Source organism: Candidatus Saccharibacteria bacterium oral taxon 488 (assembly GCA_010202645.1).
Lineage (GTDB): Bacteria > Patescibacteriota > Saccharimonadia > Saccharimonadales > Saccharimonadaceae > Nanosynbacter.
Window position 1 is genome coordinate 202,052 of record CP047920.1, and the last position, 18,614, is coordinate 220,665.

The 18,614-nt window shown below is 50.1% G+C and carries 19 protein-coding genes; 16 read left to right on the top strand and 3 right to left on the bottom strand.

What is annotated here, in order from left to right; genetic code table 11:
• Positions 1 to 19 precede the first annotated feature (19 nt).
• Positions 20 to 421, bottom strand: a complete 402-nt coding sequence (locus tag GWK77_01070; GenBank protein ID QHU92768.1) for a hypothetical protein — start codon at positions 419 to 421, stop codon at positions 20 to 22.
• A gap of 304 nt (positions 422 to 725) precedes the next feature.
• Between GWK77_01070 and GWK77_01075 the strand changes: the two genes are divergently transcribed.
• From GWK77_01075 to raiA, 14 genes are all read left to right on the top strand, one after another.
• Entirely contained in the window at positions 726 to 2,480 is a 1,755-nt protein-coding gene (locus GWK77_01075; GenBank protein QHU92769.1) for a DUF2207 domain-containing protein, read from the top strand.
• 5 nt (positions 2,481 to 2,485) lie between these two features.
• Complete coding sequence (locus GWK77_01080) at positions 2,486 to 3,439, top strand: DUF21 domain-containing protein (protein ID QHU92770.1); 954 nt, start codon at positions 2,486 to 2,488, stop codon at positions 3,437 to 3,439.
• A gap of 160 nt (positions 3,440 to 3,599) precedes the next feature.
• Positions 3,600 to 4,889: an FtsX-like permease family protein gene (locus GWK77_01085; GenBank protein QHU92771.1), complete on the top strand. Its 1,290-nt coding sequence runs from the start codon at positions 3,600 to 3,602 to the stop codon at positions 4,887 to 4,889.
• Positions 4,890 to 4,899: 10 nt separating this feature from the next.
• Positions 4,900 to 5,598: an ATP-binding cassette domain-containing protein gene (locus GWK77_01090; GenBank protein QHU92772.1), complete on the top strand. Its 699-nt coding sequence runs from the start codon at positions 4,900 to 4,902 to the stop codon at positions 5,596 to 5,598.
• Positions 5,588 to 5,935 (top strand): PadR family transcriptional regulator, encoded by a 348-nt coding sequence (locus GWK77_01095; protein ID QHU92773.1) that lies wholly within the window; start codon positions 5,588 to 5,590, stop codon positions 5,933 to 5,935. The genes GWK77_01090 and GWK77_01095 overlap by 11 nt, the downstream gene beginning before the upstream one ends.
• Positions 5,932 to 6,624 carry a PspC domain-containing protein gene (locus tag GWK77_01100; protein ID QHU92774.1) on the top strand — a complete coding sequence of 231 codons (693 nt, stop codon included), beginning with the start codon at positions 5,932 to 5,934 and terminating at the stop codon, positions 6,622 to 6,624. The genes GWK77_01095 and GWK77_01100 overlap by 4 nt, the downstream gene beginning before the upstream one ends.
• Positions 6,621 to 7,214: a hypothetical protein gene (locus GWK77_01105; protein ID QHU92775.1), complete on the top strand. Its 594-nt coding sequence runs from the start codon at positions 6,621 to 6,623 to the stop codon at positions 7,212 to 7,214. The genes GWK77_01100 and GWK77_01105 overlap by 4 nt, the downstream gene beginning before the upstream one ends.
• Positions 7,215 to 7,283: 69 nt before the next feature.
• Entirely contained in the window at positions 7,284 to 8,126 is an 843-nt protein-coding gene (locus GWK77_01110) for an undecaprenyl-diphosphate phosphatase (protein ID QHU92776.1), read from the top strand.
• A 198-nt stretch (positions 8,127 to 8,324) separates the two neighbouring features.
• The gene (locus GWK77_01115) at positions 8,325 to 8,579 is read left to right on the top strand and encodes an ATP-binding cassette domain-containing protein (protein ID QHU92777.1); all 255 of its coding nucleotides are present in this window, start codon (positions 8,325 to 8,327) and stop codon (positions 8,577 to 8,579) included.
• A gap of 210 nt (positions 8,580 to 8,789) precedes the next feature.
• The gene (locus tag GWK77_01120; protein QHU92778.1) at positions 8,790 to 8,966 is read left to right on the top strand and encodes a hypothetical protein; all 177 of its coding nucleotides are present in this window, start codon (positions 8,790 to 8,792) and stop codon (positions 8,964 to 8,966) included.
• A gap of 9 nt (positions 8,967 to 8,975) precedes the next feature.
• On the top strand, positions 8,976 to 10,751 hold the full coding sequence (locus GWK77_01125) for an exosporium protein (GenBank protein ID QHU92779.1): 1,776 nt from the start codon (positions 8,976 to 8,978) through the stop codon (positions 10,749 to 10,751).
• A 57-nt stretch (positions 10,752 to 10,808) separates the two neighbouring features.
• Positions 10,809 to 12,104: a serine--tRNA ligase gene (serS, locus tag GWK77_01130; GenBank protein ID QHU92780.1), complete on the top strand. Its 1,296-nt coding sequence runs from the start codon at positions 10,809 to 10,811 to the stop codon at positions 12,102 to 12,104.
• Between the two features lie 18 nt (positions 12,105 to 12,122).
• Positions 12,123 to 12,575 (top strand): hypothetical protein, encoded by a 453-nt coding sequence (locus GWK77_01135; GenBank protein ID QHU92781.1) that lies wholly within the window; start codon positions 12,123 to 12,125, stop codon positions 12,573 to 12,575.
• A 21-nt stretch (positions 12,576 to 12,596) separates the two neighbouring features.
• Complete coding sequence (raiA, locus tag GWK77_01140) at positions 12,597 to 12,971, top strand: ribosome-associated translation inhibitor RaiA (GenBank protein QHU92782.1); 375 nt, start codon at positions 12,597 to 12,599, stop codon at positions 12,969 to 12,971.
• A gap of 9 nt (positions 12,972 to 12,980) precedes the next feature.
• On the opposite strand, the gene GWK77_01145 is transcribed toward raiA, so the two are convergent.
• Complete coding sequence (locus GWK77_01145; protein QHU92783.1) at positions 12,981 to 13,934, bottom strand: hypothetical protein; 954 nt, start codon at positions 13,932 to 13,934, stop codon at positions 12,981 to 12,983.
• A 12-nt stretch (positions 13,935 to 13,946) separates the two neighbouring features.
• Positions 13,947 to 15,878: a VWA domain-containing protein gene (locus GWK77_01150; GenBank protein ID QHU92784.1), complete on the bottom strand. Its 1,932-nt coding sequence runs from the start codon at positions 15,876 to 15,878 to the stop codon at positions 13,947 to 13,949.
• Positions 15,879 to 16,033: 155 nt separating this feature from the next.
• Here GWK77_01150 and GWK77_01155 point away from each other — a divergent pair, with 155 nt between their 5' ends.
• Both GWK77_01155 and GWK77_01160 read left to right on the top strand, forming a co-directional pair.
• Positions 16,034 to 17,719 carry an AAA domain-containing protein gene (locus tag GWK77_01155; GenBank protein QHU92785.1) on the top strand — a complete coding sequence of 562 codons (1,686 nt, stop codon included), beginning with the start codon at positions 16,034 to 16,036 and terminating at the stop codon, positions 17,717 to 17,719.
• A 27-nt stretch (positions 17,720 to 17,746) separates the two neighbouring features.
• Positions 17,747 to 18,592 (top strand): hypothetical protein, encoded by an 846-nt coding sequence (locus GWK77_01160; protein ID QHU92786.1) that lies wholly within the window; start codon positions 17,747 to 17,749, stop codon positions 18,590 to 18,592.
• The last annotated feature ends 22 nt before the right edge of the window (positions 18,593 to 18,614 follow it).

An 18,614-nucleotide genomic window follows, 5' to 3' on the forward strand; every position in this document is an offset into this window, starting at 1 on the left:
ATTTGCGACAGTTTGTTACTTAAAATATGTTACGAAAGATGCAATATAGTATGCGTGACAGTGTATGTTGCTTTCTAAATATGCGCTGCCTCGTCGTTTTTTCTAATTTCTTCTGTACAGCTTGACGTGCTTGTTTCCGTACTTTTTTCAGCATCAGTCGCTGAGACCCACTTTCAGATAACCCTTGGAGTATGATATCATCTTGCACTGGTAAGTTCTGCTGGCTAAACTGCTCCATGATCGTTTTTGCTGGTGTAGCGTCAGTTTTTGGATGATAAAAGTTATATATTGCTAGAGTTACTCGGCCGAGACGCTTTTGCATTTCTTTAGAAAGCCCACCAGGTTTACGCTCCAATTCCTTGAGCGCGTCCTCGAGAGCGTATGCTTCCTCTGGATATTTTTCACGGAGTAAATCAGCCACATTGACCACATCCATTAGGGCACGGAGTGGGTAGGCCGGGGGTTCCGTCCTGCTCCTTAGTTCTTCTATCCACGAATGAGCATTATGGTAGAGCTTCTTTGCTTGACCTGGGTCGTCACAGCCATCGGGCGAGTCCACTTCCCATGAGGACGTCGAGGTCTCTGGGGGCGTCGGGGTTTCATCTCTTGTTAGCAGCGTATCCTTGAACATCGTTCTCCATTATCCAATAAATACTTCATCTTTGCAAGGCCATTGGCGATAATATTATTAAAAGCGCATCAGTAATAAGTGATATAATTAACATATGAAGCGGTTTTTCTTTGGGATGGTCGCGGTGATGGTGCTGTTGGTTGGGTTCGGGTCAACGGCACAGGCGACAAATAATTTTACGATTAGTAAGTATACTGTCGACATGGAACTGGGGCGCGATAGTGAACAGCGTTCGACACTGCGTACCAAATTGATCATTACTGCGAATTTTCCGCCACGGCAGAATCATGGTATTGCACCGGTGTTCGTCAAGCAGTATGATAAACATCCGACTCACTTTACGCTGGAGTCAGTGACGGATGAGCGAGGCACTCCGCTGGAGTATAGGTGGCATAATGATGAGCTGAGAATTGGCAACAAAGACACCTACGTCAAGGGCAAAAAGACCTATGTCATTACCTATACGCAGCGGGACGTGACGAAATCATATCACGATACGGGTAAACAGGAGTTTTACTGGGATGCGATTGGCACTGCTTGGCAGGTGCCAATTCAGTCAGCATCGGTGACGCTCAAGCTGAGTCCCGAGTTGGTGGCTGCTAAACGAACGAATCTCCAGTGTTATCAGGGTCGGTTCGGTAGTAGTCAGCGCTGCGAGGTACGTGAACAGGGCGATACGTTGACGGCGACAGCCCGCGCACTGCCAAATCAGGCGGGCGTGACGATCGCGGTCGGATTTGCACCGGGGACATTTGCGGCGTATCAGATGTCATTCATGGAACAGCTGATTGATTGGTGGGCGAAATTGCAATTGGTGTTGCTAGCGGTGGCGCTGATATTGGCGGGGGTGGTCATCGTGGCTTATTATCGGTCGATTGGTCGCCGTAAAGAACTGGAGCCAATTCCGCCGGAGTATTTGCCACCGCGAGGTACGAGCGTGACGACGTCGGCCAAGCTGGTGCAGCCGTTTCATATGGTCAAGGGTTCGGTGATGGCGGCGCAAATGATAGACCTGGCGGTGCGCCACTACATTCAGGTTATCGAGGTGAAGCCGCGTACAACATGGCGAACAGCTGAGTACGAAGTGAAAGTGATACAAGCTCCGGGCAAACTCCTGGCCGAGGAGCAAGAAATGCTGAGGAATATATTTGGCTCCTTGCCGAGAGTTGGTAAGCGGTTAAATCTAAAAACGCTGCGTAACAATGCGCCATACGCAGCGCGAGTACGCTACAGCGCAAAGCAAATGAAAGGGCGGCTCATTGACGACTATGGTTTGCAAGCGCGCGAGCTGCAGCATACCCGACGATTTCGACGGTACGCGATAATTATCAGTATTTTTGCGGTGCTGTTGTTGTCGCCGGTGCTCTTGGTGTTGGCGGGGATGGTGTTTTATCTGTCGTTTGGTAAGGTGCTGACAGACAAGGGTCTGGCGCTCAGGCGGCATCTGGCGGGCCTGAAGAGGTACATTGGCGTGGCTGAGGTCGAGCGTTTACAAATGCTGCAGAGTCCTGAGGGTGCAGAAAAAATAAAGGTTGACGCGGCTGATGAGAAACAATTGGTGAAATTGTATGAGAGGGTATTACCATACGCGGTGTTGTTTGGACAGGAAAAAGAGTGGAGTGCGCAGCTGGGTAAGTACTATGAGCAGGCTGGCGAGCAGCCGGATTGGTATAGCGGCCAGGGCGCGTTTAATGCGGCAGTATTTTCGGCAGGAATGAGTAGTTTGTCGAGTACGGCCGTAAGCGTCAGTTCCTTTGAGTCCTCGACGGGTGGCTCAACTGGCGGTGGCTTCGCTGGCGGTGGCTTCGCTGGCGGTGGCGGCGGCGGTGGTGGAGGCGGCGGCTGGTAAGCACTATGCCTGATGTTGTATTGCTAGTATTGGCGGCGGCGCTGTTAGTGCTGTCGGGATCGTTTTCAGGTCTTAATATTGGATTAATGATGGCGCGGCCGGATGATTTGCGACGCAAGGCCAGACAGGGCGATGTAATAGCTGCACGGGTGTATCGCTACCGCAAGGACGGCTATTACCTGATTTTTTGCATCTTGCTGGGTAACGTTGGCGTCAATACGGCGATGTCGATTTTACTGGGTAATATGACGAACGGCGTGATCGGCGGGTTGATCGCTACATTACTGATCACTATGTTTGGCGAGATTTTACCGCAGGCGATTTTTACGCAGCGCGGCTACCAGATTACGCGCTATTTTTTCTGGCTGCTGGATGTGATTTATGTGTTATTTTGGCCACTGGCTCATCCAATGTCAAAGCTATTGAACCGTTGGGTGGGCAAGGAAGCTCCACAGTTGTACTCACACCAAGAGCTAGAACAAATCATTCACGAGCATGCTGAGCGGTCGGACAGCCCGGTTGATTATGACGAAAGTCGGATCGCGGCGGGTGCACTGCAATTCAGTAAAAAGACGGCTGGTGATTTGGTAACGTCGATGGATGAGGTATTTACCGTGGATCTGGATGATGAGCTGGACGCGACGCTGCTGGCACAGATCAAGCACGCTGGCCATTCGCGGATCCCGGTGCGGGCTGATGGGCGGCTGGTAGGGATTTTATACGTCAAAGATGTGGTGGGGCGCGAGCTGCCGCTACCGATTAGTCAACTATACCGTGATAAGATCCATGACATCGACGCGCGGTCGCGGCTGGACACGGTGCTCAGTCGATTTATCCAAACCCGCAATCATTTGTTTGTGGTGATGGGTGACGAGAATGAGCTAGGGATTATCACGCTGGAGGACGTGATTGAAGAGATTTTGGATCAGGAAATTGAGGATGAATACGACGAGGAATAGGGTAGGTAATCTCTCGGCTTGCTGTAAAATAAAAATAAAAATCGAAGAATTCTAAGGGGTAGGTTACTATTCAGGTTGTAAAATAATCAAAATAGCTTGACATTTAACAGTACCTTGTATAACATAGTACTATGTACAATAAAACTATAAGGAGTAAGGTATGAGAAGAATCGATATCATCAAGCGGGCGGGGCGGAATCTTCGCCAGTCAAAGGGTCGGACGATTTTGACGTCATTGGCGATTTCCGTCGGGGCGTTTACGATTGGCTTGGCCCTGATGGCTGGTGAGGGTGGCCGGTTATACACCAATAGTATGGTTGATGCGGCTGGCGACAAGAAAGTGATTATGGTTGGTAAAAAAATTGAAGCCGAAAAGAAGGATCAATTGCCAGAGTATGGTAGTTCGGCAGAAGAAGCTGACAAGAATAAAGCATCGGCGGCGCGTAGCAAATATTTGCTCAATGACAAGGATTTGGAGAAGATCCGACGAACACCGCACGTAAAAACGGTAACACCGGCGTATTCAACTGATGGCGTCGCCTATGCTAAAAGCTCAGCGAGTGATAAAAAATTTGCACTGACGGTAGCTGTTAAAATGGATAGAACTCGGGCAGAATTGGCAGCGGGAACGTTGGAAGACTTCATGCCAAGGCCAGGTGAGATTATCATCCCGGATGATTATGTGAAGCAGTTGGGCTTTAAGGATGCGCAATCGGCGATTGGTCAGACGATAACCTTGGGTGTGCGCAGTGCGGCGCAGGGTGGCAATGTTGCCAAAGAGGTGTCATTCAAGATTGCGGCAGTGGATAAAAAATCAGACACTGTTTTGTTCTATGAGCCAATGTTGAGGATCTCGACAGCTGACGCTAAGGCTATCTATGAATTTAGCCATGATAAGAGCCAACCACATCAGTATTCAACGGCTATTGCTATGGTGGATGATGAGAAAAATGTTGATGCTGCTAAAGATGTAATTGGCAAAGATTATAACTCGTACTCAATTCAGGATATTCGGAAGGCGTTACTAACGATGGTTAATGTAGCACAGGTGGCGCTGGCAGGATTCGGCGGCTTGGCGCTGCTCGCCAGTGTATTTGGGATTATTAACACTATGTATATTTCGGTACTGGAGCGTACTAGCCAAATTGGCTTGATGAAGGCGTTGGGGATGAGAGGCCGCGATATCGGTAAATTATTCCGCTATGAGGCAGCGTGGGTTGGTTTGCTAGGCGGCTTGATTGGTGTTGGGCTGGCGAGCTTAGTGACGCTGCTGAACCCAGTTATTGCCAGCTTCTTAAAATTAGGTGCCGGGACTAATTTGCTAGTAATTGATCCGCTGCAAATCGGGCTACTAGTGATTGGACTAGTGGTGATGGCAGTAATTTCTGGCTGGCTGCCGAGCCGCAAAGCAACAAAATTAGATCCAATTGAGGCATTAAGGACGGAATAGGAGAATTATCATGATTGAACTAAAGAATGTGACGAAAATTTATGGCAAAAAGAAAAACCAATTTACGGCACTGAAAAATGTCAGCTTGACCATTCCGACGGGCGCGAGCGTGGCAATCCTCGGTAAATCTGGTTCGGGTAAATCGACGCTGATGCATGCTATTTCAGGCCTAGATAAGCCGCAAAAAGGCCAAGTTATCATTGACGGGAAAGATATATTGCAGCTAAAGTCAAAGCATGTCGATGAGTTTCGCGCCAAGAAAATCGGCTTTATCTTTCAGAGCTTTTTTGTCCAAGGCAATGAGAGCGTGGTTGACAACGTCAGTTTGCCGCTGGAAATTGCGCGGCTGCCACGGAAAAAGCGAGCGCATAAAATCAACGCGGCGCTCAAGGCGGTGGATTTGTACGATAAGCGCAAGAACCGTGCTAAGGATTTGTCGGGCGGGCAAAAGCAGCGCTTGGCGATTGCTCGGGCGATTGTCGGCGATCCGCAAATTATTTTCGCCGACGAGCCTACTGGTAACTTGGACAGCGAAACGGGTGCGAAAGTGGAAGAATTGTTGTTTGATTATAATAAGCAAAAGGGCGTAACCTTGATTGTGGTGACACACGACGTCGACCTGGCGAAGAAATGCGATTATCAGATCATAATTAAAGACGGGCGGGTTGAGAAATCGACCGTGCCAGAGGAGAAAAAGCATGGACGTTAGTGCTTACGCCGAAAGCTTAGCGATTCAGCTGCGCAAAGGTTTTTTGGTCTACTGTGTGCTGCTGGTTTGTGCCAAACAACCGCAATATACCGGCGACATTGTGAAGCAATTGAGCGAGTCGGAGCTGATGGTGGTTGAGGGGACAATTTACCCGCTGCTCAGCCGCTTGCAAAAATACGGCTATTTGCAGCACGAATGGCAGGAAAGCGAGCAGGGACCGCCGCGCAAGTATTATTCACTCACCGACACTGGCGCGCAGCTGGTGGATGAACTAAAAGATCGTATCAAAATGTTGAATACTTCGCTAAAAAATCTCGAGAAAGGAGCAAAGCGATGAAAGAAATAACCAGAATCCATTTGGCAAAAACGCCGTTCAGCGTGGAAGTTGATGCTAAAAAATCATTGGAAAAATACCTGAATTTAATTCAGAAAAACATGCACGCCGAGCCAGAAGCTATGCGGGAAATCGAAGCGCGAATGGTGGAGCTTTTGGCGGAGCGCGGCGTGTCGAAGGACGGCGTGATCAGTCATGACGACGTCCTGGCGGTGCAGAAACAAATGGGCGAACCGCGCGATTTTTCGGACGATGACGAGGCGGTGGAGACCGATGACGAGCCCGAGCGTTCGGAGCGACGGCTGATGCGCGATACAGAACATGCGCTAATTGGTGGCGTATGTGCAGGCATTGCTGCTTATTGGGGAACCAATCCTTTGTGGGTACGATTATTGTTCATTTTCTCGCCATTTATTACCTTTGGTGCAGCGGTACTGATTTATATCGTGATGTGGCTGTCAGTTCCAGAGGCGCGGACTGCTTCTGATAAGCTCCAGATGCGAGGCAAGGCGGTAACGTTTGATTCGCTGAAGCGTCAGGCCAGTCGGAATGAGCCATCCGTAGGGCGGAATAGTAACACGGGTCATACGGCGGCAAAAGTATTTCGATTTATTCTTGGTGTTGGTATTCTCATGGTAACGCTGGGATTATTTATTGCACTCATCGTGGGGCGGTCAGTGGCATCGCGGTGATTGGTTTGCTTGATGGATTCTATGCACAGCCGTGGGCGTGGGGTCTGTGGGCATCCTTACTCGTTGGTGGCGTGGCGGCGGTATGGCTGGGCGCGATATTGAGCCACAGCGCCTTTACGTGGACATTAAAGCGGCTATCGGTGGTTATGACGGTGGTGGCGCTAGTTGTGGGAGCACTATCGGTTTCGGGAATGACGCTGTTTGGTGTCGGTATGGCGAATGAGCTAGCATGTGACGAGGAGCGCTTGACAAAAATCGTGCCGGTTGAACTGCCAAGTGATATGAAGGGCGTGAAGTATGTCCACGTCGAGGGTGGAAGTGTCCCGTTACATTTTGGGGATACGACCCGAGGTGATATCAAGATTGAACTGCGCTATATAGACCTCAAGGGCAAGCGCCAGCAGCCAAAGGTGTCGGCGGTACGTGACGGTGATAAGCTTGTACTCAGAGTTGAAAATCAGCGTAGTCGCTGTCGCACAACGTGGTTTGGCCTCTCGCCAGAGCTTGACGTCGACTGCTTCGGGTTTGTGCGGCTGCATGTGTCTGGGCCGCTATCGCCATCGCCCGTACCACAATCAAGCAACACATAGTGAGCGTGAAGGTTGGCGAATGCTTACTGAGCTGCTACACTGAAGGTATGAAAAGGAGCTATTAAGCAAGTGGCGTGGTGGCAGGCGATCATCCTCGGCATCATTGAAGGCGTAACGGAGTTTCTGCCAGTTTCTTCGACGGGACATTTGACGATCGTCGAGAAATTGATGGGGATGAGGATTGATGATCCGAGCCTGACGGCGTTCACGGCAGTAATTCAGATCGGCGCGATCTTGGCAGCGATCATCTATTTCTGGGGCGATATTTGGCGGGTGCTAAGTGCGTGGTGGCGCGGGCTGTGGTGGAAGCGGGCACGGCGCCAGTTTGATTATGCGTATGGCTGGGCGATTATTATCGGTTCGGTGCCGATCGCAGTGATTGGACTACTGTTTAAGGATCAGGTCGAGACGGTGCTGCGTAGTTTGTGGTTTGTGGCGGTGGCGTTGATCGGCTGGAGCCTGGTGATGTGGTGGGCCGATAGGCGTTCAGAAAAGGCCAGTCACCGCAGCGAGCAGCAAACGACGTGGCGAGACACGCTGGCGATTGGCGTGGGGCAGTGCCTGGCCTTGATACCGGGTATTAGCCGGTCGGGAGCAACGATCTCGGTGGGGCTGCTGCGGGGATTTGACCGAGTGACGGTGACGAAGTTGAGCTTTTTCCTCGGTATTCCGGCGCTGGTGGCAGCGGGGCTGCTGGAGATGCTGACTGCCTCAAAGCACATTGCCGGCGGTGTCGGCTGGGTAGCGACGGGACTTGCGACCATCGTGTCGTTTGTGGTCGGTTACATTGCGATATCGTGGCTGCTCAAGTTTGTGGCGCGGAATGACTTCTCGTTATTTATTTGGTATCGAGTCGGGCTGGGTGGCCTGATCATTGTTTTGCTGATGAGCGGTGCGATTAGTGCGGTTTAGTTCGTCGTTAAAAGCGTATGGTCACTTTTTATGCTGCTACCTCGTGTCCTTTGGATTGGGCGACTACGGACGCGACTAGGAAATTATAAGTTTTGATCGCGTTCTTCATTCTATGATACGATTGTAGCATGGAGGTTGGGCCTAGTTACAGCGTCTCGTCCTCATTGGAATGAGAAGCCGCAGGAATTAGGAGGAAGAATGATAGAGGTCAAACATATTACCAAAACATACGGCAGTAAGAAAAATATTTTTGTGGCGCTGGATGATGTTAATATCGAGATCGCGGATGGGGCGAGTGTAACGATTTTAGGCAAATCTGGTTCGGGCAAGTCGACGCTGATGCACGCCATTTCCGGGCTCGACAAACCGCAAGAAGGCGAGGTGCTAGTTGATGGCGAGATATTTTGCGCCTCAAGACGCGGGCAACGGATAGGTTTCGCGCTGAGGAGATAGGCTTTATTTTTCAGAGTTTTTTCGTCGAAGGCGGTGAGACGTGTGGTTGAGGCGCTGCGTACGGAATGACTGGCCCGTACTACTTAATTGTGGCCGACCTGTCGTAATTACCCGCGATTTTTGATAAAAATTATGGCTTTTAGAATGTGCTCATGCTATAATCGTGCTAAATAGGCGTATAGCAAGATCAAATAGGGGATATAATACAATATGAACGAGCGCTCAGATAAAACATATGCGAGTCGTAAACTGGTAATATGTTTGTTTATCGTCACGATACTAATCATTCTACTGCTGTGGTGGTGGCCGTGGGGCGGCGGTAATCGCTTTTACAAGGGGGTTCGTCCAGATCAGATTAGCCTGCGCCAAAGCAATGGCAAGGTGTAGTGGCAGTTTATGGATGGTGATTGGCAAGATATCGTCTCTCTTTCTGAGTTGCGGGGTGAAAAAGGTGACAAGGGCGAGAAAGGCGACAAAGGTGACACTGGTGAGGCCGGAGCTGCTGGTAAAGACGGTAAAAACGGTGTGAACACAGGGCAGCGTGGAGCCAATGGCCGTGATGGGGCGAATGGTAAGAACGGTGCGACCGGGCCAAAGGGCGATACCGGCGCGACAGGTGCCCAAGGCCCGGCCGGCCCGCAGGGCCCAGCTGGTCCACAGGGACAGAAGGGTAACAATGGCGCCCAAGGCCCGAAGGGTGACAAAGGCGATACCGGCCAGCAAGGGCAAAAAGGTGACAAGGGTGATACCGGCGCTAAGGGCGAAAAGGGAGACGCTGGTGCTAAAGGCGATAAAGGTGAAAAAGGTGACAAGGGCGAGAAAGGTGCTAAAGGCGACACTGGTGCAGCGGGCGCCCAAGGCCAAAAGGGCGATGCTGGTAATGATGGACGAGAGATTGAGCTGCAGAAAACTGCGTTGTATATCCAGTGGCGCTACAGGGGTGATGCTACTTGGCATAACCTCATCGCATTATCTGATCTAAAGGGTCCGAAGGGTGACAAAGGTGATACTGGTCCACAGGGTGCAACGGGTGCCCAGGGCGCGCAAGGTGCTCAGGGACCTGCCGGTGCCCAAGGTCAAAAAGGTGAAACTGGCCCTGCCGGTCCACAAGGCCAAAAAGGCGAGAAAGGTGAGAAAGGTAATGATGGCCCACAAGGTCCTGCAGGTCCTCAGGGAGCCAAAGGTGATACCGGTCCAGTCGGTCCCGCCGGCCCACAAGGACTCAAAGGCGCTAAAGGTGATACTGGAGCGACAGGCGCTCAAGGTCAAAAAGGCGACAAGGGTGACACCGGCCCAGTAGGTCCTCAGGGCCTGCCCGGCCCCCAGGGTATACCGGGTGTTAAGGGGGATAAAGGTGACACTGGTCCAGCGGGGCCACGGGGTCTTCAGGGTACTAAGGGTGACAAAGGCGAGCCAGGGGCTAAGGGTGAAACTGGCCCTGCCGGCCCACAAGGGGCCAAGGGAGATGCCGGTGCACCTGGAACTAAAGGTCCGAAGGGCGACGCTGGTCCCCAAGGACAAAAGGGTGATAAAGGTGAAAAGGGCGAAGCTGGTGCAAATGCAACAGTCAATGTGACAAATAGTACTCAGCCATGTTCGACTAAGCTCAACGTTACGGGCAATGGTACACCAAATATTGGACTGACGTTCACCGGATCAAATATTCCGGCTGGTGGGTCAATTGGTCAGGTACTGATGAAAAAATCGGCGGCAGATTGTGATGTTGCGTGGAGAAGCTTGCCGCAAGAAACGATGTTTGCTGGTTCCATCGGTGTCGGCAATGGTAATATCACGGCGGTGAATGTTAATGCTGACACTTATACAGCCATTCCGATGACAACGATCACCACGAATACCGGTGGTGGCACCTGGGATTCAGTGAATCACACGTATACCATTCCAAGTGACGGTGTATATTTCATCCGCTCCAGTATTCGTACCGTTGACAACTCGCCGATGCGTAACATTTACCAAATCGTTAATGACGTGAATGGTGATCGTCCAGAGGGCACGTGGTCATCTAACCAAGCTGGTGTCCGTCGTTCGACGCTGCCATATTCACGGATGATGCGGGCCACAGCTGGTACCAAGCTGAAATTGATCGTTGTGTCAGACCTCCAGAGTGTGCAGCTCAGCGACGCAAGCCTGACAATTACCAAGCTTTCAAACTAGTCAAGGTAGCAGTCAAGTTAGCGAGATAAATTATCGTATATCTGCTACAATGATACCATGTTAGATATTCGCTTTATTCGAGATAACGCCGAGGCAGTGCAGACTGCGGCGAAACACAAGGGATGTGACGTGTCTATTGCGACATTGTTGCAATTAGACGACGAGCGTCGCGAGCTGCAGCGCCAGGTTGACGAGCTGCGCCAACAGCGTAATGAGGTTGCTGCGCAGATGAAGGGCGGCAAGCCTGAGCCAAGTTTGATTGAGCAGGGTAAGGCCATCAAGGCCAAGCTGAGCGGGCTCGAGGCTCGGCTGAGCGAGGTCGAGGAACGATACACGGCACTACTAAAGCAGGTGCCTAATATGCCGCACGCCGACGTACCAGTTGGTCTCAGCGAGGATGAAAATGTTGAGGTCAGGGTAGTCGGTGATATCCCAGCCTTTGATTTTGTGCCGAAAAATCACTACGAAATCGCCGAGGCAAAAGGCTGGCTCGACAAAGAGCGCGCTGCCAAGGTTGCTGGTGCTCGCTTTGCCTATATCATGGGTGATCTGGTGTTGTTGCAGCAGGCGATTATCCAGTTTGTGATCACATCGCTCACCAACCCAGCGGTGATCAAAGAGATCGCCGAAAAGGCTGGCCTTAATGTCGATACCAGGCCATTTATACCAGTACTGCCACCGCTAATGATCCGAACTGAGCCGTATGATCAGATGGATCGTCTCCAGCCAAGTGATGATCGCTACAAGATTGAGGGCGAGGAACTGTGGCTACAGGGGAGCGCTGAGCATGTGCTCGGCAGCATGCACGCGGGTGAGATTTTTGACACCAAGCAATTACCGCTTCGGTACTTAGGCTTTGCGACCAGTTTCCGAAAAGAAGCGGGGACGTACGGCAAGGATATGGAAGGGCTGATTCGGATGCACCAGTTTGATAAGCTCGAGATGGAGAGCTTCACCGAGGCAAAGGATAGCTATAACGAACACCTGCTCTTTATCGCGATTCAAGAATGGCTTTTGACTCAACTCAAGCTACCGTATCATGTCCTGATGAAATGCACCGGTGATATCGGTAAGCCAAATGCGCGTGGTGTTGACATGGAAGTGTGGTTACCGGGTCAGGGCAAGTACCGCGAGACGCATACTGCTGACTACATGACTGATTATCAGGCACGCCGCTTGATGACGCGGGTGCGCACGGATAACGGGGTTGAATTGATCCACACGAATGACGCGACGGCCTTTGCGCTGGGGCGTTGTATGGTGGCGATTATCGAGAATTATCAGACCGCCGAGGGTGATGTCGTGGTGCCAGAAGCACTTCGTCCATATATGAATGGCCGCGAGATGATATAATGGAGTCTAGGAGGGTGTATGGCACTGACGAACGATGACAAGCAATGGATCAAGGGCGCGATCGCTGATGGCGTGGTTGAGGCGTTGGAAGCCGTTGTCTTGCCGCGATTTGACGAGCATGACAAGCGGTTTGACAGGATCGAGGCTAGACTTGATTCGGTTGAAGAGGACGTCTCTGGACTGAAAGATGATGTCTCTAGCCTGAAAAGCGAGATGTGTGAAGTTAAAAGCCGACTCAATGGGGTTGAAGGCGAGATGCGCGAAGTTAAAGATCGGCTCGGCCGAGTTGAAGGTGAATTGCAGGCACTAACGAACGACATTAAAGAGATATACGATGTTATTTACGGCAAGCCGAACAAATCATTTATGAGCGCCAGCTTTGCCAAAATGTCGTCGAAAGAAAAGCTGCTCGTGATTAACGAAGAATTACTAAAAATGGCGAAGGACGCGGGTGTTGTTTTGCCGCGTTAGCACGTGATAAGAGGAGGAACTATGATCAAAGATATTACCATTACAGGCGTCAAATACGAATTGACGGACACCACAAAGAAATACGTTGAGCGCAAAATCGGTGCGCTGGGTAAATACTTGCCGCGGCATGCCCGCAAGAGCGCGACTGCTGATGTAAAGATCAAGCAGATCGATAATCCTGGCGGCAACAAGTACGAGGTTGAAGTAATTATTAATGTACCAGACAAGAAGATCACCGCTAAAGATTCGACGATGAACGTGCTGGCAGCAGTCGATATCGTCGAAGCGAAGTTGAACGGGCAGCTACGTAAGTATAAGGATGATGTGTTGGCGCACGTTGGCAGCAGCCGCGGCGTACTGGCACGGTTCAAGCGCGGTTTCCAGCGCGAGCAGTAGGGGAGCTAACTAACCAATCGGGGAACGAATACCAATATTATTGCATGAATCGCCGATTATTTGCCAGGAAACAATCACTATACCCCAAGGTATGTCAAAGCAAACAGATAAGGTTATATCGGTGTCTGGGTCGACTTGCCGGCATAGTGAAGAGTAACCGCTACTGTCTGTCGGATGCTTGCCGGCTAGTATTGCGGTAAATTTATCAGTTAGTCCTTCGGCTATTGTTTGATGCTCTATAGAAGGGACTTGTTTCTGGCTTTGTTCGTAGGACATGGACATGTGATCTGGTGCATTTCTACCGGAGAGGAGACGAAGTGTCCAGTTTATGTTTGAATAGCTCTCATCTTGGTAAGTTGGTAAGGTGGCCAGTCTCGGAGTTGTTGTTGAAGTTGGCACTTGGTCTGAGACATACCAAACATTATCCTCAAGCTTTGGGGGAAGCTTTAGTCCACACACGTCAACCCCGTGATTGCTAATATCATAAGTCCGTAGTGAATTATTTGGTATAGTTGTGTCTGTGGCCATCTTTTGACCAATAGTTAGCCAGTTTTGCTTGCCGAGGCCGTGGGGCGCCAAGACAACGTGTGGTGTGACACCTTCTTCTTGCTCCATGAGCGCAAATTGTTCGGCTAGGTATTGAAGGTTAACACCGACAGACACCATTTGTTCTGGTGTTGGTGCCGAAAGGCCGATGTAGCTAACCAAACGCTCGGATAGAGTAAAAGCTTTTTCAAAAGCCCGCTGTGTTTCTGGATTGGGTATCGTATTAAGACTATTAAATCCGGTTTTATTTTTCTCTCTAGCTTCTCTCACATCAGCATTGAGAGTGTTTAGAAGCGCTGCAGAACCAAAACCCTGACTGGTATTGAGAGACTGGGCCTTTTGTCCTTCCTGAGCTCTCTGCCAAGCATTATTTGCCGCGGCTTGAATGTCTGGTGGTAGTAGATCGAGATTAGCCATATGTTATTCTTTTTATGTTTGAATCGTTGTTTCTATAAATGATTGTAACACATTTGGCAGGTCTTTAGGGTCGTTGATAAGTTTGGCATTCGGAGCGTACAGCTGCTCAGCAGCGTCTGAGCCAATGGATACGCCGTATACTACGGTATTTTGGTTACGGCGAAGCTGGCTGATGGCTGCTTGGGCGGCACCGGGGTTATTACTTTGACCGTCGGTCACGACGATAATGACTCGCTGACGATCTTGACTACGGGGTAGATCAGCAATTTCCTGGAGGGCCAAATAATCCGCCGTACCGTCCGCATTAGCTGCAACTATGGCAGTATACGTGTCAAGTCGTTGTTTATCGTTTAGACTACTACCAAGTGGCTTATGGCATGTTGCGTTGCTGCCAAATGTGTATAGCGAGGTGCGTACCGACAGGTCGGACAAATCAATATTTTGCTGTTCTTCCAGCTGTCGAATGTCGCGTTCCATGCTGGCAAGTCCCTCCAGCATGATGATGGCGCAACTGGCGGCAGCTTGTGCTGGCTTGCCCCTCATGGAAGCAGAGCAGTCGAATACAAAGAAATAGTCAGTCTTACAATTCAATTCGGTTCGTCCGCGGACGGTTTCATAGCGCTGAAACGCTTCTGGTGCGACACCACTCTCGATGTCGACCACAGTTTGTGCCAGGCGGTTAGGGTCGAGGATATCGCCGTCTTGATGGGGACGGCGACTGAGACCGTGGCGGGTAGCAACAACTTCATCCAAGACTGATTGAAAGACTTGGCGCATCTGATCAATCTGCCTGTGTAGTCGCTTGACCTCGCTATCATAATGCTGTTTTTCCTGTAGTGAATGTCCAGTCTGCTCTTGATAGCGGCGGTTGGCTGCTATCTGACGGGCGCGTTCTCGCTGTTCGGGTGTCATGGTTTCGTGGCGTTTTTCTTGAGCAGCTTTATCGATAGCGTTATGGATTTTTTCGTGTTCTTCGGGGCTGAATGGCTCGGGATGCTTATTGTCGAAATAATCGGCATAGGCGTCCGTAAATGGATTGCTGTCTTGTTTAGTATTATCGTTTTGTGATGGGTCAGTATCTTGCTGCTCGGTGGTGTTGCTGTTAGTTTGCTGGTTGTTGTTTTGCTGTTGGGTGTCTTTTGCCTCTTGTTTGTCTAATTTCATGAGAGCTTCATATTTTGGCCAAATCTGCGTAAGCCAATAGTCAAAGCGGTCGCTGCCAGAAAGTTTTTTACCATTAGGACCCCTTGCGCCAGGATTGGTCAGGAACGAAATAAGGTCAAACTGCCCATCCTGAAAGTTGCGCAGTTGGTTTATGGCTTCATCGACCTCTTGGCGAACGGGTGTTTCACTGTTTGGTACCATCTCCTGGCGGATAATTTTGTAGAGAAATTGCAGGTGCATTGGTATGTTGGTGTAATCAACTATCTCGCCATCTCGCTCTGTCGGAAATAGGCGATTATCATAAAGATCCGCACCGACCTCTCGCATGGCGGGTAGCATGTTCATAATCTGTTTGTTGCCATGGATATCGGTCAGGATGTTATTGAAAATATGGCGCGCTTGTTGCTCCTGAGGGTCTTTGCTGCCCATGATGAACGCGCGTTGCCGCGCTGCAAATACGGGATCGCACTTGACGTCACGTACATGTGACATTAATTCATGTAGGATACTAAAGACACAATCATCGGCTGAATAGCCTTTTTCAAGGAAGAATAACAGATCAATGGTAACTAAGCCAGTTTCAAGGTCAGTAGCCCAGCCTTTGCCAATCACAGTCCGTACTTCTAGACCGGTTAACCGACAGATCGCCGGTTCCTGATCTAGTAAAAACCTCTCGGCATTATCAAGGGCAACGCGGAATTCTTCAGCCAACGCCTCTTGCTCGGGCGTCAATTGTGGTAACTCTGTATAATTTGTTGGTAGCTGTAATGTTTCAGTCATTTTTCTTTACAAACCTTATGCTTATAGTATATAATACGAGCCATATAATTAAAATACCAACATGCCCTATGAAAATAGTTGAATCAAAACCCGTCACGACTGAAACCGAATTACGGCTTGAGCCGCGTGTTTCAGAAAGTTATTATAGTCCAGACATGGCTGATCGAACCGTGGACGGTGTCGTGGAGTTGATGACTGGTTTACAGGAAGCTATGCAGGCGGTTAGGGCTGATTGGCGCACGGCGGCCATAGGAGATCGGCAAACTCTGGAGCAACTGGCGGCACCACACGTTGAGCGCATCAATGAATCGAGGCGCCGGACAGATTTGAAGGAGCCGGATATAGACGTCAGTGAAATTAGTGAGAACTTTTTGCTGGGTCTGGCGGAGCCGAATTGGGAAGAACATATGCCGCGCGACACAAGCAAAGAGGAGCTGCAGCGCTGGGAAAGCTTTAAGGATGAACACCCTGATGTAGCCGACAATCTGGAAGAATGGTATATGTACCACGCCAAATTGCATGAACTACGCAAAGATACCGGGCTGATGGAGCGGTTTGATGAGGAATATCGTGGCGAACAGATGGCGGCGACTCGCGCGGCAGCTGAGTTTTTGCGCGCCCAAGGCAGAAAACAGCATATTAGCGAGCAGATAGCAAACTTATACAGTAGAGCGGCGAAAACGGGCCGTGATTTGACAGCGGGCGAGCGGCAGAAAAAAGATGCATGGCAAAAGCAGTTGTCTGAGGTCGATGAAAATATTGATATTCCGCCAAATAGCAGCAAGGAGCAGTTTTTGAAAGAAGTGACTCGTCTACAAGTCCGTGAGTGGAAACGACAACTGAACAGCGGTTTGTTGATGACTGAACAGATGCAAACAATCATTGACGAAACGCTGCCGGCTATGGTGCGGGGTGAGCCAACGTTGTTCGTTGGTGAAACGGGTGGTGCGAAAACCGCTTTGGCGGAGTATATGGTGCAGACGTATTTTGGGGTTGAACCTGAGTTCGTCAGCGCATATGGTGACGTCAATAGTTACCAGTTGATGGGTAAGCAAGAGCTGCGCGAGAAAAACGGTGCGAGTGTTAGCGAGTTTGTGCCGGGGCCGATTATCCGTGCCATGGAGCAGGGTAAGCCGCTTATCCTTGACGAAATTAACGCCATGCCGCCAGAGCTGTTGAAACGCTTGAATAAAATCATGCAGCTGCGTCCAGGTGATAGATTTACCGTTCAGGAAGATTCTGGGAAGGTTGTTGAGGTTCAACCGGGTTTTTGTATCATTGCCACAGCGAATGAAAAGTCAAAACGCTACAAGGGGGTGGATGATTTGAGCGTTGAGTTCCAAAACCGTTTTGGCGCAAATATCAATCGCGTGCGTTATCCCGACTACGACAAGGGCTATGATGAATATCCGCGCGAGAATGCTCAGCTAGCTATGGCGGCGGTGGCGACGAAACGAGGCGAGTTGCCGCCAGATATTGATGAGGGGGATTTCGAGAATTTCGTGAGAGCGGCTCGGTTGAGTCAGCAAATATTTAGCGGTATCAACGGCGAAGGCTACGATCAATTCATTGATACAGAGAGAATGGTCGATGATCGTCCTGGTCTAGAGGAGACGGTGCTGGCGCCGCGCACAATGGTGGATATTCTACATAAGGTCGTCGGTAGTTACGGCGTGGTATCGCTGAAGCGGGCTTGTCAGACCTTTCTGGATGGCATTAAGAACCCGAATGACCGCAAAGTAATGCATCATATCCTTGAGTATCATGATTTGCTGCCGGAGGAAATGCTGAGAAATACATCGGAAGAAGCAGGAGATAACGAGGAGACAGATGAAAGCTGATTGGCTTTTAGGGCAAAGTATATGAGTATGCCTGAAATTCTTCCACCGGAAATTCTCACCGCTGCCGGGAACGCTTGGGATAAAGCCCATGAGAGACATATCCATACAAGTCAAGATGTTGGTTCTGCGGCGATCTCCGCGCTTGATGCTACTGTTAGGGAGGTCAAGAATGGCTTTGGCGCGCTGGAAGTCATAACGAACCCAGAGATTAAAGAGCTATTTAAGCGAGACCTCGAGGATTATAAGACGATTTTTGCCGAAGCCGATATTAATATGCCGTCGCCAAATGAGCTGGCGCAGGGTGGTATTGATTTTGGGCATTTGGCAGAATTGAAAGAGCAATTATCAGATTATGACTTAGTGGTAACGCCGTTGACATTACCGTTAGGTGCAACGTGTCAATTTGTTTCTAAGGCGTATGAGCCCAAACCCAATATTAAGTCGACAAGATATGCCCGTCGACTATTCGTAGATGACGAAGTCGCTGATAACTGGGAGGGTATAATGAAAGGTACGATGAACAACTGGCAGCTGCCAGTTGTAGGAGATAATAAATGGACAGCTTTTATGCTGTTTAATCGTGAACAGCCTCAGGATCAGGGTCTATCCTATAATCAGACAAAACAACTCAAGGCGATAGTACCGGTAGTTGGTTATGCTGCCTATCAAATGCATCGCGTTCGTCAAGGTATGCCACCGGTAGATACCGGAGGTGTCAGTTCATGGGTAGCCAGTGAGTTTAGTATCAATTATTGCGCCTGCGCTTTGTATATTGGCTGGAATAATCCAGACTCTGACAGGCTGATGGCGATCCGTGGATGTGGCACCTCGCTAAAGATGGAGGATGTGGGCTCGCGGGCTATGGCGGCGTGATCGCATAGTTGAGTGTTGTATA